The following is a 14,740-nucleotide window of genomic DNA, read 5'->3' as shown; positions in this document are numbered from 1 at the left end:
GCATTTATACCGCATAAAGCGGATCGTCAAATGAGGGATAAATGGGAGAAGAGACTAATAAGGAGAAGACCGGGGGCAGGTCTCTGATCAAAAAAATATATTCCAGACTGGAACCAAGGTCCATTCAGGGCCTTCTTTTGGTGTCCTTTACCATAGTAACTGTCCTGTCCATGATTTTTGTAGGCACAACTCTCTATTCCACCTTTAGAGGGAGGCTGAAAAGGGCTTATGCCCAGGGAAATGATGCTATAGTCACTCAGACAGGTCAGAAGCTGGAAAGTCTGCTCAGAGACATGAGAGTATTATCAGATACCCTCAACTATACAGTTCTCAAGAATCTGGATCTGGAGGATGAGAAGGTCTCATCTGATCTGGAGCTTCTATACGAATCCAATAAAAATGATGTAGTCAGTATGGCTATATATTCCGAAGAGGGTGAGCTTATAGCAACCAGCCCTGCTGCAGCGCCAAATCCCCATGCAAATCCCTGCGAGCAGGACTGGTTTATCAGTGCTCTTTTAAAGCCTGAAAATCAACACTTTACCCCACCGCATGTACAAAATCTTTTTGCAGGCAAGGATAATATGGGCAGATGGGTCATATCTCTTAGCTCGGCTTCCTATATGACCAGGGGAGGACGTCCTGAGAACGGCGTGATCCTTGTGGATATGGACTATTCTTATGTGGAAGCTATGTTGGAGAATATAGATGCAGGCGGAAGCGGAGGATATTTTTATCTGTGTACCGACGATGGTGATCTGATATATCATCCCAGGTATATGCAGATTGCATCAGGCCTTGAGTCTGAAGACTCTTCTTTGGCTGCAGGGCTCACAGATGGTATACATCAAAGCGTCAGATATGGCGGTAAAAAACAGACTGTCATAGTATATACAGTCAGCTATACGGGCTGGAAATTGATCAGTATAGTCCCGGAGAGAGGCTTTTTATCGGAATCTGATACTACGGGATATTTTCTTCTCCTGGTCATGCAGCTGACCCTTCTCATGGCTATACTTCTTAACAGACTCATATCCAGCAGGATATCCAGTCCTATCAGGCTCTTGACCGCTTCTATTCGTGACAAGGAGGTATCCGGTGATCAGGTTCCCAAGGTCTATATAGGGGGGAGCGGCGAAGTGAGATATCTGGGCAGGACTCTGCAGAAGCTCCTTAATCAGATATCCTTTCTGATGCGTGACATCGTAAGTGAGCAGGAGGATAAGAGGAAGAGCGAACTGGATGCTCTTCAGTCCCAGATCAATCCGCACTTTTTATACAATACGCTGGATTCTATAGTGTGGATGATAGAAGGCGGCAGAAACAAGGATGCTGTGTTTATGGTTTCTCAGCTGGCATCTCTCTTTCGTATATCCCTTTCTCAGGGCCGTACCATCATAAGAGTAGAGGAAGAGCTAAGGCATGCTGAGAATTACAGCAACATACAGAAGATCAGATTTAGAAATTCCTTTGAAACAATATTTGATGTGGATAAGGACGTGCTAAACTGCTGCACTGTGAAGCTGGTGATCCAGCCTATCCTTGAAAATGCCATTTATTACGGTGTAAAAGAGCTTGGAGACGAAGGCAGGATAGTGATAAGAGGCAGACGAGAAGGCGATGATATCTTTATCGAGGTAGAAGATAACGGTCTTGGAATGCAATATTCCCAGGTGGAGCAGATCCTGACTGAGCGGGGAAGACGCCACGCCAAGGGCTCAGGAGTAGGTCTTATCAATGTTCATTCCAGGATCAGGCTCAGATTTGGTAATGAGTATGGGTTAAAGATATGGAGTGAACCTGATGAAGGTACTAAGGTGACCATACACCTGCCTTATATACCTTATAATGATGGGAATCTGAGGATGTTGGAGAATGGTAAGCCAAGAGGAAAAGATCCCGCAGGCGATGCAACAGGGAGTGACGAATGAGAGATAAAATGCAAACTCCTGAGAACAGGGGACTGATAGCGATCATAACTCTGCTCATAATGGGCATCATATTGTGTGCTGTACTGATGGGCAGAGCCGGTATCGAAAAGAAGCCCTACAGGATATCCGTGATCGTGGACGATGTTACAGGTACCTCCAGAGAGAGTCTGACTGCAGGTCTCAAGCAGGGCGCCTTGGAAAAAAATGTCAGGCTCAATTATGTGACCAGTTATATCCAGGGCGATCTGGAGAAGCTTGAAGATCTGATGGAGCAGGAAATAGATAACGGCGCGGGAGCGCTGATCGTGCAGCTTCCCTCCAGTAATGAGACCAGGGATATGCTTTTTAGGATATCAGGTAAGGTGCCGGTGGAACTTATAGAGACTGACGGCGAGCGAAGCGAAGAGGATATGGCTCTTATTGGCTGCATAGAGGCTGATTCCCAGAGCCTGGGCAGAGAAATGGCATCAAGTGCTGCATCTCTCTACGGAGGTAGCCTCAAAGGGATAAGGATAGGCCTTCTTGCAGGCAATGTGAGGACTTCAGCCCTGAGAGACAGACAAAGGGCTTTTGAAGACGAAGTAAAAAAGCTTGGAGGGAATCTTACATGGACCCTTACAGGGACAGACACCCTGTCTGAGCGCTTTGAAGATAAGATGGCAACTGATAAGGTGGATATCATCATCAGCCAGGAAGAGAAGCTGACTCTTATGGCAGGCAGATACAAGGAAGACAATGGTGCTGATTATAAACTGCTGGGCCTTGGCAGCAGCATAGATAATCTGGCATATCTGGACAACAGAGTCACAGACATGCTCTTTAGTGTGAATAATTATCAAATGGGTTATATGGCAGTGGTAGATACGGCTGAAGTTTTGGAGAACAGATACTCCGGGATGAAGAACAGGACTATAAGCTTTTCGAAAGTGACCGCTGATAACATCTATTCCGAGGATCATCAAAAGCTTCTTTTTCCTTTCATAAAATGACGTAAAGGATAAAAGGGACTTTTGGCTACTGGCACAAATATTATCTTTGTTTAAAAGTATACATTCTTGGATAGAACATCCAAGAATGTATGCAAATAGGCCATTTGAGAGCGGCTAGGGGCGCCTTGCCTATTTGCCAGCAACATGTTCTCACGAAACACGCAGTAAATGCGTGTTTCTGAAGGTACGTCTAATAACATATAACTTATTACAGGGGGAATCATGTCAAAGGATTATTATGAAAAGACTAAGGGGGATTATCCCGGGAATATAGCAGCTGATGAAGATGAAATTTGTCAAAAATACGGAATGGCTCTGATAGACGGTGATGAAGATGTATCCTATGATCAGTCGTTTGGAAGTGGAAAGAAGATCCTTAGAAAAGTTTTCTATACCCTTATCGCCTTCATGATCATATTTCTGACTATTAATCTCTATTCCTGCAAGCCTTCATATTCAACAGGAAAGTCTACTATCAGGATAGGCGTATCTATATATGATTCCAGGGATACCTTCATCAATCAGTATATGGATTCTTTTAACTCTTTTGCAGGGGATAATGTGGCAGTGGTTACTTATAATGCGGCTCAGAGCCAGAATACCCAAAATGACCAGGCAAGAGAGATGATAGATGATGGCTGTGATGTCATCTGCATCAATCTGGTGGACAGGACAGAGCCGGCCAAGATCATAGATATGGCCAAGGAGGCAGGTGTGCCTGTGATCTTCTTTAACAGAGAGTTGGTACCTGAGGATATGGAGAGATGGGACAGGATATACTATGTGGGGGCTGATGCCAGACAGTCCGGCATAATGGAAGGCGAAGTGGCTGCAGAGGATATTGCCAGGGAGAGGACCGGCATAGATAAAAATGATGACGGGATAGTGTCATATGTTCTTCTGGAGGGCGAAGCAGGGCATCAGGATGCGTCTGTGAGAAGTGAATACAGCGTGGATACCATACAGGGACGTGGGATCAAGCTGGACAGGGTAGGCTATGCCATAGCCAACTGGTCCAGGAGTCAGGCTCAGACCAAGGTGGCCCAGTTTATAGACCAGGGCCTGAATATAGAGATGATCCTGGCTAATAATGATGACATGGCCCTGGGGGCTATAGATGCTTATCTGGATGTATACGGGGAGGAAGCAGTCCTTCCTGCTATATACGGGATAGATGGGACTACAGAGGGCCTGGAAGCTGTGAGAAAGGGCTATATGAAGGGGACTGTATACAATGACAAGGAAGGTCAGGCCAGGGCTATGTACGATCTTAGCTGTGCTCTTGCAAGAAATGAGAGCATCGAGAACTTTGATTTTACAGACGGGCACTATATAAGGCTCCCTTACAGCAAGGTGTCACCATATAATGTAGATAGCTATTAAAACCGATAACGCTATTAGGAAACTTATAAAATTTAATATTTTTCAAGGCGGTTTATATGGTGATCCCTGCGCATAATGGCGCAGTATTCCTCTGAACTACAGATGAATATGTGTTATTATTATACTGATCGGATAAAAATATAGTTGATTGATTACTTGGGAAAGGGCTATATGAAATACGTCTTTTTTGATATTGATCATACACTTTGGGATTCCTACGAGAATATCCCTGAATCTACAGTGAGGGCTATCAGAAAGCTCCGTGAAAATGGTCATGCTGCCTATATCAATACAGGAAGGTCAAGGTCCAATACCTTTAGCAAAAAGCTGTGGGATATAGGATTTGACGGCATCATAGCGGCCTGCGGCTGTCACATAGAAAGAGACGGACAGATCCTCTATGAGAGACTCCTTACTGATGAGCAGATAGCAAGGAGCCGCAAGGTCCTCTTTGAGAATCATATGCCTGTTATCTATGAAGGCCCTGAGTATCACTATATGAACCCCGAAGATTTCCCCTTTGACCCTTTTGTAGAGAGGTTGCAAAAGAGGCTGGGAGATCTGGCAAGACCACTTGATGAGCTTACAAATGGATGCAGGGTCAACAAGTTCAGTGCGGATATCTATCCTTCCACAGACCTGGACCTTGTGAGAAATAAGCTTTTTGACTTCGATTTTATAATCTATGACATGAGAGTGACCGAAATAGTACTTAAGGGCTCCGGCAAGTCCAAAGGAATTGAGAAGCTCATGGAGCTGGAGGGCGTAGATATAGATGACGTTTATGCTATAGGAGACAGCATAAACGATATGGATATGATAGATTATGTCCGTCACGGTATAGTGATGGGTAACGGTGATGACAAGCTCAAGGCTGTTGCCGAGTATGTGACTGATGACTTGGATAAGGACGGCGTGGAAAAGGCACTTATGCATTACGGTCTGATATAAATACAGCGTGGAGGTTTATTATGTTTATCTGCATGACATGTCAGGATAACACAGAGAAGACTATCACTGAGATCTGCCAGTTTCAGGGGATCCGCTATGACAACAGGTACAAGACTGCTGTGATATCTACAGAGCATTCTCATCATGACTATGTGGCTCCCATGACTGAGACCCAGTATGAGAAGCTGGTGGCTCAGATAGCAGGGGCTATGAATAAGGCTCAGGTATTCTATCTAAAGGGCGGTATTGTATTCAGATGCCGAAAGGGCGAGATACACCATGGTGCTGATCAGAATCTGACTGCGGAGATATGAATAGTTACTTTATAAGCCCGGCCTGATCATTCTCACATTATTAAGGTATTGACAGATAAGACCCAAATAGTTAGAATGATTGTTAAATGCAGTGATGGCGTGGCCTTGGTGCCGAGATGATAGGTTTTGTATCTTATTTAGAGAGAAGGGTCATCGGCTGAAAGCCCTTTTGAGACAACTTATCGGAACTTTCTCGCCGGAGCAGATCGGGTGAAAATTCAGTAGCCTGATACGTAGACGTTCGTTACACGTTTCAAGTGCCGGTTTATTCCGGAACACGGGTGGTACCGCGGATTACGAGATGATTCGTCCCATGTAAATGATTTATTCATTTACATGGGATTTTTTTATTCTATCAAATGGAGGTAAAAGATGTTGGAGAATGCTGCATTAACAAAGAAGATTGAAGCTATAAGAGCAGAGATCAAAGAGAAAATCGAAAGCCTTGACAGTTCTAAGCAGGTATATGAAACCAGGAAGAGCTTTATGGATCCCAAGGCCGGCAAGATAAATGCACTTATGAAGGAAATGAAAAATGTTCCCAAGGAGTCCAAAGCCGAGTATGGCAAGGCGGTAAATGATCTTAAAGCATGGGCACTGGACTGTTTTGACAGTATTGATAAGAAGATGAAAGAGCAGGAAGCCAGATTAAGGTATGAGAGCGAGAAAATCGATGTTACTATGCCTGCCAAGATTAGAAAGCCCGGTAACCTTCACCCTGTAACACAGATGAGAGAAACTCTTATCGATATTTTCGCAGGAATGGGATTTGAGATCTTTGAAGGTTCTGAGGTAGAGAACGATTATTACAACTTTACAGCACTTAATACACCTGCCGATCACCCTGCAAGAGATATGCAGGATACTTTTTATCTGAGTCCTGAATACCTTCTTCGCACACAGACTTCAGCAGGTCAGATTCATGTAATGGAGAATCAGAAGCCTCCGATCAAGATCCTTTCACCCGGTAAGGTATTCCGTTCTGATGATGATGCTACTCATTCACCTATGTTCTCTCAGATGGAAGGTCTTGTAGTTGATAAAAATATCAACCTTTGCGATCTGAAGGGAGCTCTGGATCTCTTCGTACAGAAGATATATGGAGAGGGTACCAAGACAAGGCTTCGTCCTTCTTATTTCCCTTTCACAGAGCCTTCTGTTGAAGTTGACTGCAGCTGCTTTGAATGCGGAGGCAAAGGATGCAGCCTTTGCAAAGGCACAGGCTGGATCGAAGTCCTGGGCGGCGGCGTAGTTAATAAAAAGGTACTTGAGAACTGCGGAATTGATTCTAATGAGTACAGCGGTTTTGCATTTGGTATTGGTATCGAACGTATCACGATGCTCAAGTACGGTATCAACAATATCAAGCTTCTCTTTGAATCAGATCTTGAGGTTCTTGATCAGATCAATCACTACGAATGATACCATTATAGACTAATGTGCGAATTTCTGAAAAATTACTTTTAGAATACATACAATAAGGACCAGATACCAGGAGGAATCAAAATGTTAGTACCTTTGAGTTGGCTTAAAGATTATGTAGATATAGATATTGAACCAAAAGAACTTGAAAAAAAACTCTTTTCCTGCGGCTTTGAAGTAGAAGAAAGCTGGGAAGTGGGCAAGGATATTTCAAAAGTTGTAGTAGGACAGGTAGAAAGCTGCGAGCCTATTCCGGATACACACCTTCATGTGTGCAGAGTTAATGCCGGAAGCCACGGCACATTTCAGGTATGCTGCGGTGCAGACAATGTTAAAGCCGGTGGCAAGTATCCTCTGGCTCTTAACGGCGCAACAGTTATAGAGACTGCCAAGGATCACGTGACTGTAGTAGGTGTTGCGACTATTAAGAAGGGCAAGCTTCGCGGATATGATTCTGAAGGCATGCTTTGCTCCGGTGTAGAGCTGGGTGTTACAGAGGATATGTATGAGGGTGCAGGATATAACGGACTCCTTGTTTTCCCTGATGATACAGAGGTTGGCGCTGATGTTAAGCCTATTCTGGGGCTTGACGACTGGATCTTTGATGTTTCCATAACAGCTAACAGGCCTGATTGTCAGAGTATATTCGGCCTGGCAAGAGAAGTAGCCGCGGTTCTTGAAAAGCCTCTTAAGGAGCCTGACCTTTCTTTTACTGAGGATGATACAGTTAATGAGGGATTTAGCGTAACTGTTGATGCTCCGGACCTTTGCCCCAGATATATAGCACATTATGTGCATGATGTTAAGATAGGCGAAAGCCCACGCTGGATGAAGAGAAGACTGGCTCTGGTAGGCAATAACTCTATTTCCAACATGGTTGATATCACCAATTATGTCATGAGAGAGTTTGGTCAGCCTATGCATGCCTTTGACGGCGGCTTCCTGGAAGGTAATCAGATCGTAGTTCGCAGAGCAAATGATGGTGAGAAGATCGTTACTCTTGATGAAAAAGAGTTCACTCTTACAAATGACAACCTCGTTATCTGCGATGGTGTTAAGCCTGTAGCTCTTGCCGGAATTATGGGAGGTCTCAATTCAGAGATCAGAGATACAACAACAGCTGTTACATTTGAGTGTGCTAAGTTTGCCCGTGACAATATCCGTAAGTCATCCCGTGCTCTTGGACAGTCATCTGATTCAAGTGCTGCGTTCTCCAAGGGGGTATATGAATATACCACTGTTATGGCTATGAAGAGAGCTCTACACCTGGTAGAAGAGCTGGGCTGCGGTAAGATATCCGCTACTCATGTAGATGTTAATACAGGCAACAGCCTTGAGAAGAGGGAAATGAAAGCTTCTATCTCTAAGGTGAACGGAGTGCTGGGTATCACTGTTCCTGATGAAGATATCGAAAGGATACTGACTAATCTTAATTTTGAGCCTGTAATTAACGGTGATGAGATGACTATTAAGATCCCTGCATACAGAGAGGATATGGAGGATTATCCTGATATAGCAGAGGAACTGATCCGTATGTATGGATACGATCACGTACACGGTACCTTCCTGGAAGGCGCAGCTGTTACCATGGGAGGCAGGAACAGCAAGCAAAAAGCTGAACTGAGGATCAAACGTGCTCTGTGTGCACAGGGTGCTAATGAGTGCATGCATTATTCATTCTTCTCGCCTTCAGATCTGGATCTTCTGGGTTATGAGGCAGATGCTAAGGAAAGAGAACTTGTAAAGATACTGAATCCTATCAATGAAGACCTGTCAGTTATGAGAACTACTTTGGCAGCTCAGATGATCCATGCTATCTCCAGGAATCAGAAAAAGGGCAGCTTAGAAGGCAGACTGTTTGAAGTTGGTAACAGATTCTTCCCTAAGAGTCTTCCCCTTAACGATTATCCTGAAGAGAAGGTTACTCTGTGTATAGGTATATTCGGTCAGGATGAGGATTTCTATACACTTAAGGGCCTGTGCGACAATGTTGCTGATACGCTACATATTAGTTTTAAATATGAGGCGGCTGATAAGCCTTTCCTTCACCCTTACAGAACTGCCAGGATCATCTGTGATGGTGTGGAAGTAGGCTATCTGGGACAGCTCACATATGAGATCCAGGATAGCGAGGATATGAGAGTTCCTGCTTATCTGGCAGAGATTGATTTGGACGCTCTTTCAAAGTATTATGAGAATGTACCTGCTTTTACAGCTCTTTCCAAGTTTGATAAACAAAAGCGTGACCTGGCTCTCATCATGGATAAGACTACTACTTGCGGTGAAGTTGAGGATGCTATCTACTCATCCTGCAAATTTGTTACAGATGTTAAGCTCTTCGACGTATATGAGGGACTTCCTATTCCTCCCACCAAGAAGAGTATGGCTTTTACTATTACCTTCACACCCAGAGATGAAGAGCTTACAGATGAGATTATCAGCGGCTACGTTGATAAAATGCTCAGAAAGCTGCAGTTTACAATGGGAATTGAGCTCAGAAGTTGAATCTCACTAAGGAGAATAAAACAATGTTAAGAAAAAATACATGGGCCATCTATGATCATGATATGGCCAAAAAAGCCTTTGATTTTGCAGAGGATTATAAGAACTTCCTGGATAATGCCAAGACAGAGCGCGAAGCTATTGATACCATTGTTAATGAGATCGAGGCGGCAGGCTATAAAGAGCTGTCTACACTTATCGGCGGCAGGAAGAAGCTGAAGAAGGGTGACAAGGTCTACAGCGTATGGATGAACAAGTCTATTGTCATCTTTAAGATCGGTTCAGAGCCCATGGAAAAGGGCATGAATATCCTTGGCGCTCATATTGACTCGCCCAGGTTGGACGTTAAGCAGAATCCTCTCTATGAGAAGGGCGGACTGGCTTTCCTGGATACTCACTACTACGGAGGTATCAAGAAATACCATTACGTGGCTACACCTCTTGCTCTGCACGGTGTTGTAGTGAGGAAGGATGGCACTATCTGCCAGTTAAATGTAGGTGAAGATGAGGATGATCCGGTATTCTTTATTTCTGATCTTCTGATCCATCTCTCCCAGGAGCAGATGAGCAAGACTCTTGCCAAGGCTATTGAGGGTGAGGCTCTTGATCTGATCATCGGTCACAAGCCTCTTGTCATTGACAACAAGGAAAAGGATAAGGCTGAGAAGATTGACAAGACTCTTACTATGGGCCAGCAGTATGCCGTATCTGCCCAGAAACAAGAGGATAAGGAGAAGTCAAAGCTGTCAAATGCTGTAAAGAAGGGCGTTCTGGCTATCCTTAAGGATAATTACGGAATAGAAGAAGATGACTTCCTCTCAGCTGAGCTGGAAGTAGTACCCGCCGGTAAGGCCAGGGATGCGGGCTTTGACAGGTCTATGATCCTGGGATATGGCCAGGATGACAGGGTATGTGCTTATCCTTCAATGCGCGCTATTCTTGAGGCAGGCGATCTGAAGAGAACCGGAGTATGTATCCTGGTGGATAAGGAAGAGATTGGCTCTGTAGGTGCTACAGGCATGCAGTCCCACTTCTTTGAAAATGCAGTTGCAGAAGTCATGAATCTCTGCGGAGATTACAGTGAACTGGCTCTGAGACGTTGTCTTGCCAATTCCTGCATGCTCTCATCCGATGTAAGTGCTGCATTTGATCCTACGTATGCATCAGCCTTTGAAGACAAGAATGCTGCATTCCTTGGTGGCGGAATAGTATTTAATAAGTTTACGGGAAGCCGCGGGAAGTCGGGCTCTAATGATAGCAATGCCGAATATCTGGCTGCTATCCGCAAGGTATGCGATGATGCAGGTGTTAACTTCCAGACAGCAGAGCTGGGCAAGGTAGATGTAGGCGGAGGCGGTACTATCGCTTATATCCTGGCTCTCTATGGTATGAATGTTGTGGATTCCGGTGTTGCTGTCCTGAATATGCATGCGCCGTGGGAAGCAACTGACAAGGCAGATATCTATGAAGCTCTTCGCGGATATATAGCCTTCCTTGAGAAGATGGATTTCTAATGGAGAATGCCATGCCCAGTAAAGAAGCTGAATTTATAAATGAATTATTTAAAAATGCACTAAAAGAAGAAGGCAAGGGCTACGAGCAGGAGAGGGAAGAAGGCAGAAAGAGGGCTAAAAGAGAGCTTCCTGAAGGTATGACTCTAAAGGAACTGGAATTAAACGGCTGCTATGCTGAGCTTATAGAAAAGCCGGGGAATAATGGTCCTCTTGTGATCTATATCCATGGAGGCGGCTTTAAGACAGGTGATGCCAGGGAAAGAAGAGAGATCACCTTTGAGATAGCCAAAGAGTACGGATCAAATGTGATCTCTGTGAATTACAGACTGGCACCTGAGAATAAATGGCCTGCCCAGCTTGAAGACTGCGTGGGTATATATAAGGAGATATTATCCATGGGTTATGACCCTGCTGACCTGGTTCTCATGGGTGAAAGCGCCGGAGGCAGCCTTGTAGTAGCCACTATCCTATATCTTCTGGATAATAATATGCCTATTCCCAAGGCTGGTGTGGTATATTCCTGCAGCATCAATCATGGAGGTCATTTCAGATCCCATTTTGATAATATTGCTACAGATTATATGCTGGGTGATGCGGTATCAAGGGATGATGATATTCCTGAGTTGTACGGTGAGGGCTTAAGAGGCATAGAAGAGAGTAAGAGCAGGTATGCATCTCCATATGCTGCAGATTTTACAGGCTTTCCGCCTATTTTCATCGCTGTGTCTGATAGTGAGGCGCTCTATGATGACTCTGTGATATTATATGACAGATTACAGGAAGCTCATGTATACTCCAAGCTTCATGTGGGACATGATCTGATTCACGCATATCCCATATTCCATACTCTGCCTGAATCTATTGAGACTATGAAAGAGACCTTCGAATTTATAGCTTCTATAGATCAGAGAAAACAAAAGAAATAGAAAAACTAATATATAAAATAATCAAGATAACCCACCACCTTTAGGTGGTGGGAATATCTTGATTACGGGTGCGGGGTTATAAGCCCCGTACCCGTAGAACTGCGTCAGCAGTGATTTTATAACGAGCAAAAAGCGAAGCGTTTGCGAGTTTAACAAAACTATTAGAAATATATTAGATAAAAAACGGTCTTAATGTATATTGCCCTCCGATAGTTGCTTCCAGGCTGACTATCAGAGGGCAGTAGTTGTTAATGCTGTTTTTATTTGCTGCTTATATTTCTCTATAATATTCTGAGAAAATTTTACAGCTTGCTGATCTCTTCCTGGTTGTAGAGACGGACATTTTCATTTTGGAGGATCTCGATGGTCTTTTGAAGATCATCTGTCTTAAGTGCTATGGATGCTCCATCATCATTGAGAGAGAGGCCGTATACATACTGGATATTGAGACCTTCTTCATTGAGCCTTTTGACTACAGCCTTAAGTGATCCTACAGCCTGAGGGATAGAGACTACTATCACCTCGTTTACCTTGGAAGTGATGCCGGTATCCTTCAGGAGGGCATGAGCCTTGAAGGGATCTGAACAGAGCATGCGCAGTACACCAAAGTCTGCTGTATCAGCAAGGGATATGGATACTATATTGATCCCGCTGTTGCTGATAACGGATAATACCTCATCCAGGCGGCCTGCTTTGTTTTCAAGAAATACAGAGAGCTGCTCTACAAACATATTTCATCCTTTCTGCCATATCCGGCAATGAATCTAGCTATTATTTATATTCATAGATGATATTTCTGAAACACGCATTTACCGCGTATTTCGTGTAAATATACGATTATTCATAGAGCTTACGCTTATCTATTACGTGCTTACTCTTGCCATCGAAGTGCTCGAGACCGTTGGGCTCTACCAGTCTGACCTTGGCATTGAGGCCTATAGCACCCTTTAGCTTCTGGTGGATCTCTTCAGAGAGTTTCTCAAGACCTGACACTTCGTCGGTGAAGACTTTCTCTGCTACTTCAACCTGTACTTCAAGAGTATCCTTGTTGTCTACGCGGTCTACAACCAGCATGTAGTGAGGTGTGGTGCCGTCTATTGTCAGGAGAGCCGCCTCTACCTGTGAAGGGAAGACGTTGACACCGCGGATGATGAGCATGTCGTCGGTCCTTCCCTTGAAGCGCTGGATCCTGGCCATAGTCCTGCCGCATTCACATTTACCATACTGAAGAGATGTAAGATCCCTTGTTCTGTATCTGAGAAGAGGCATGCCTTCTTTTGTAAGGTTGGTGATGACCATCTCGCCTGTTACACCTTCAGCTTCCTGCTTCATAGTGGTGGGATTTATGATCTCGGGATAGAAGTGGTCTTCCCAAATGTGAAGACCCTTGTGGTATTCGCAGTCGCAAGCTACTCCGGGACCGCATATCTCGGTGAGGCCATAGATGTCATAAGCTTTGATATTGAGCCTCTTTTCCATCTGATCCCTCATCTCATCGGTCCAGGGTTCAGCGCCGCATATAGCGGTCCTTAGGTGGATTTTGTCCAGTACGTCATATTTCTCTATATCCTCAGCTACATGGAGGAGATAGGAAGGGGTGCAGGCAATAGCAGTAGCTTTGCAGTCTATCATCATATCAATGAGCTTTTTGGTATTGCCTGTGGACATAGGTATGACCATTGCTCCAAGGTATTCTGCTCCGTAGTGGGCGCCAAGTCCACCGGTAAAGAGGCCGTAGCCGTAGCCTACCTGGATGATATCATCCCTTGTGATGCCTGCCATAGCCAGACATCTGGCTACTGCCTCGGACCAGATCTCTATATCTCTTCTGGTATAGACACCGATCTTGGGCTTGCCAGTGGTGCCGCTGGATGCATGTACTCTGATAAGCTCAGATGTGGGTACCGCAGACAGACCAAAAGGGTATGTGATCTTCAGGTCTTCATAGGTTGTAAAGGGGAGCTTTTCAATGTCATGGATATCCTTGATATCTCCGGGCTCTAGACCCAGCTCCTGCATCTTTTTGCGATAGTATTCTACATTGTGATAGACCCTGTTTACGGTTTTGACCAGTCTTTTGGATTGCAGTTCTTCCAGCTGGTCTCTGGACATACATTCTTTGCTCTCGTTCCAGATCATTGGATTCTCCCCGCTGCGCAGCATAGCGCAGCTTTATTCTAATAAGCTTTATTATCAGTTTCCTCTTCCCAGGTCAAAGGCTTTTTTATTAAGCTCCAGGAATTTGGCAGGAACACATTCTTCAATGGCTTCCAGCCATTCTTCCTTGCTGACGGAAGTAAAATAGTTGGAGAAACGGCCCATGAGTACCACATTGGCGGCCTTGGAACTGCCTGCTTCTACAGCAAGATCAAGAGCGTTAAAGGCGTCAACCTTAGCACCTGCAGCTGTCATCTTGTCAAGAAGTCCTTCGGGATATTCTGCAGCACCTGTGATGACAGGCATGGGATCGATCTGCTGTGAGCTTACTATCACCTGTCCGCCGGGCTTAAGATTCTCCATATATCTTGCAGCTTCCAGTAGTTCAAAAGAGATGATGTAATCAGCTTCGCCCTTATCTACGATGGGAGAGTATACCTTGTCACCAAATCTGACATAGGTTACAACGCTGCCGCCTCTCTGGCTCATACCATGGACTTCGGATACCTTCACATCGTAGCCCTTTTTGATCATTACATGGCCCAGAAGCTTACTTGCAAGAAGTGAGCCCTGACCACCTACACCTACTATCATTACATTAACTGTATTCATGATTATCCTTTCATCCGGGACCTGTCAGATCCAGGCTTA

The 14,740-nt window shown here is 44.6% G+C and carries 12 protein-coding genes; 9 read left to right on the top strand and 3 right to left on the bottom strand.

Annotation, left to right across the window (positions count from 1 at the left end; genetic code table 11):
- Window positions 1-41: 41 nt before the first annotated feature.
- The 9 genes from G636_RS0105930 (at window position 42) to G636_RS0105890 (ending at window position 11,932) form a co-directional block, all read left to right on the top strand.
- Window positions 42-1,931, top strand: coding sequence for a cache domain-containing sensor histidine kinase (locus G636_RS0105930; RefSeq protein ID WP_051226585.1), 1,890 nt, complete (start codon window positions 42-44; stop codon window positions 1,929-1,931).
- Window positions 1,928-2,920, top strand: a complete 993-nt coding sequence (locus tag G636_RS0105925; RefSeq protein WP_026507292.1) for a sugar ABC transporter substrate-binding protein — start codon at window positions 1,928-1,930, stop codon at window positions 2,918-2,920. Before G636_RS0105930 ends, G636_RS0105925 begins: the two co-directional genes overlap by 4 nt.
- A 222-nt stretch (window positions 2,921-3,142) precedes the next feature.
- A complete protein-coding gene (locus G636_RS0105920) occupies window positions 3,143-4,303 on the top strand; it encodes a galactose ABC transporter substrate-binding protein (protein ID WP_155832329.1) in 1,161 nt (386 codons plus the stop codon).
- Between the two features lie 171 nt (window positions 4,304-4,474).
- A complete protein-coding gene (locus G636_RS0105915; protein WP_035778937.1) occupies window positions 4,475-5,254 on the top strand; it encodes an HAD hydrolase family protein in 780 nt (259 codons plus the stop codon).
- Window positions 5,255-5,274: 20 nt separating this feature from the next.
- On the top strand, window positions 5,275-5,568 hold the full coding sequence (locus tag G636_RS0105910; RefSeq protein WP_026507289.1) for a hypothetical protein: 294 nt from the start codon (window positions 5,275-5,277) through the stop codon (window positions 5,566-5,568).
- Window positions 5,569-5,940: 372 nt separating this feature from the next.
- The gene (gene pheS, locus G636_RS0105905) at window positions 5,941-6,990 is read left to right on the top strand and encodes a phenylalanine--tRNA ligase subunit alpha (protein ID WP_035778926.1); all 1,050 of its coding nucleotides are present in this window, start codon (window positions 5,941-5,943) and stop codon (window positions 6,988-6,990) included.
- A gap of 84 nt (window positions 6,991-7,074) precedes the next feature.
- Window positions 7,075-9,495, top strand: coding sequence for a phenylalanine--tRNA ligase subunit beta (pheT, locus tag G636_RS0105900; protein WP_026507287.1), 2,421 nt, complete (start codon window positions 7,075-7,077; stop codon window positions 9,493-9,495).
- A gap of 23 nt (window positions 9,496-9,518) precedes the next feature.
- A complete protein-coding gene (locus G636_RS0105895; protein ID WP_026507286.1) occupies window positions 9,519-11,006 on the top strand; it encodes an aminopeptidase in 1,488 nt (495 codons plus the stop codon).
- Window positions 11,007-11,017: 11 nt separating this feature from the next.
- Window positions 11,018-11,932, top strand: coding sequence for an alpha/beta hydrolase (locus tag G636_RS0105890; RefSeq protein WP_196803044.1), 915 nt, complete (start codon window positions 11,018-11,020; stop codon window positions 11,930-11,932).
- A 302-nt stretch (window positions 11,933-12,234) separates the two neighbouring features.
- Here the strand turns inward: G636_RS0105890 and G636_RS0105885 are convergent, their stop codons facing one another.
- The 3 genes from G636_RS0105885 to G636_RS0105875 form a co-directional block, all read right to left on the bottom strand.
- Window positions 12,235-12,663, bottom strand: coding sequence for an ACT domain-containing protein (locus G636_RS0105885; protein WP_026507284.1), 429 nt, complete (start codon window positions 12,661-12,663; stop codon window positions 12,235-12,237).
- Window positions 12,664-12,769: 106 nt separating this feature from the next.
- Entirely contained in the window at window positions 12,770-14,071 is a 1,302-nt protein-coding gene (locus G636_RS0105880) for a phenylacetate--CoA ligase family protein (protein ID WP_026507283.1), read from the bottom strand.
- Between the two features lie 54 nt (window positions 14,072-14,125).
- Window positions 14,126-14,701 (bottom strand): indolepyruvate oxidoreductase subunit beta, encoded by a 576-nt coding sequence (locus G636_RS0105875; RefSeq protein WP_026507282.1) that lies wholly within the window; start codon window positions 14,699-14,701, stop codon window positions 14,126-14,128.
- Between the last annotated feature and the right edge of the window lie 39 nt (window positions 14,702-14,740).

Source organism: Butyrivibrio sp. MC2013 (assembly GCF_000424585.1).
Taxonomy (GTDB): Bacteria; Bacillota; Clostridia; order Lachnospirales; family Lachnospiraceae; genus Butyrivibrio.
This window is presented reverse-complemented; position numbering and strand designations above follow the sequence as displayed.

What these genes read in the sequence shown, in the direction of transcription:
- G636_RS0105880 (WP_026507283.1), bottom strand. Translation starts at nt 14,071, where the DNA reads ATGATCTGGAACGAGAGCAAAGAATGTATGTCCAGAGACCAGCTGGAA.
- pheT (WP_026507287.1), top strand. Translation starts at nt 7,075, where the DNA reads ATGTTAGTACCTTTGAGTTGGCTTAAAGATTATGTAGATATAGATATT.
- G636_RS0105915 (WP_035778937.1), top strand. Translation starts at nt 4,475, where the DNA reads ATGAAATACGTCTTTTTTGATATTGATCATACACTTTGGGATTCCTAC.
- G636_RS0105910 (WP_026507289.1), top strand. Translation starts at nt 5,275, where the DNA reads ATGTTTATCTGCATGACATGTCAGGATAACACAGAGAAGACTATCACT.
- G636_RS0105890 (WP_196803044.1), top strand. Translation starts at nt 11,018, where the DNA reads ATGCCCAGTAAAGAAGCTGAATTTATAAATGAATTATTTAAAAATGCA.
- G636_RS0105895 (WP_026507286.1), top strand. Translation starts at nt 9,519, where the DNA reads ATGTTAAGAAAAAATACATGGGCCATCTATGATCATGATATGGCCAAA.
- G636_RS0105930 (WP_051226585.1), top strand. Translation starts at nt 42, where the DNA reads ATGGGAGAAGAGACTAATAAGGAGAAGACCGGGGGCAGGTCTCTGATC.
- G636_RS0105875 (WP_026507282.1), bottom strand. Translation starts at nt 14,701, where the DNA reads ATGAATACAGTTAATGTAATGATAGTAGGTGTAGGTGGTCAGGGCTCA.
- G636_RS0105885 (WP_026507284.1), bottom strand. Translation starts at nt 12,663, where the DNA reads ATGTTTGTAGAGCAGCTCTCTGTATTTCTTGAAAACAAAGCAGGCCGC.
- G636_RS0105925 (WP_026507292.1), top strand. Translation starts at nt 1,928, where the DNA reads ATGAGAGATAAAATGCAAACTCCTGAGAACAGGGGACTGATAGCGATC.
- G636_RS0105920 (WP_155832329.1), top strand. Translation starts at nt 3,143, where the DNA reads ATGTCAAAGGATTATTATGAAAAGACTAAGGGGGATTATCCCGGGAAT.
- pheS (WP_035778926.1), top strand. Translation starts at nt 5,941, where the DNA reads ATGTTGGAGAATGCTGCATTAACAAAGAAGATTGAAGCTATAAGAGCA.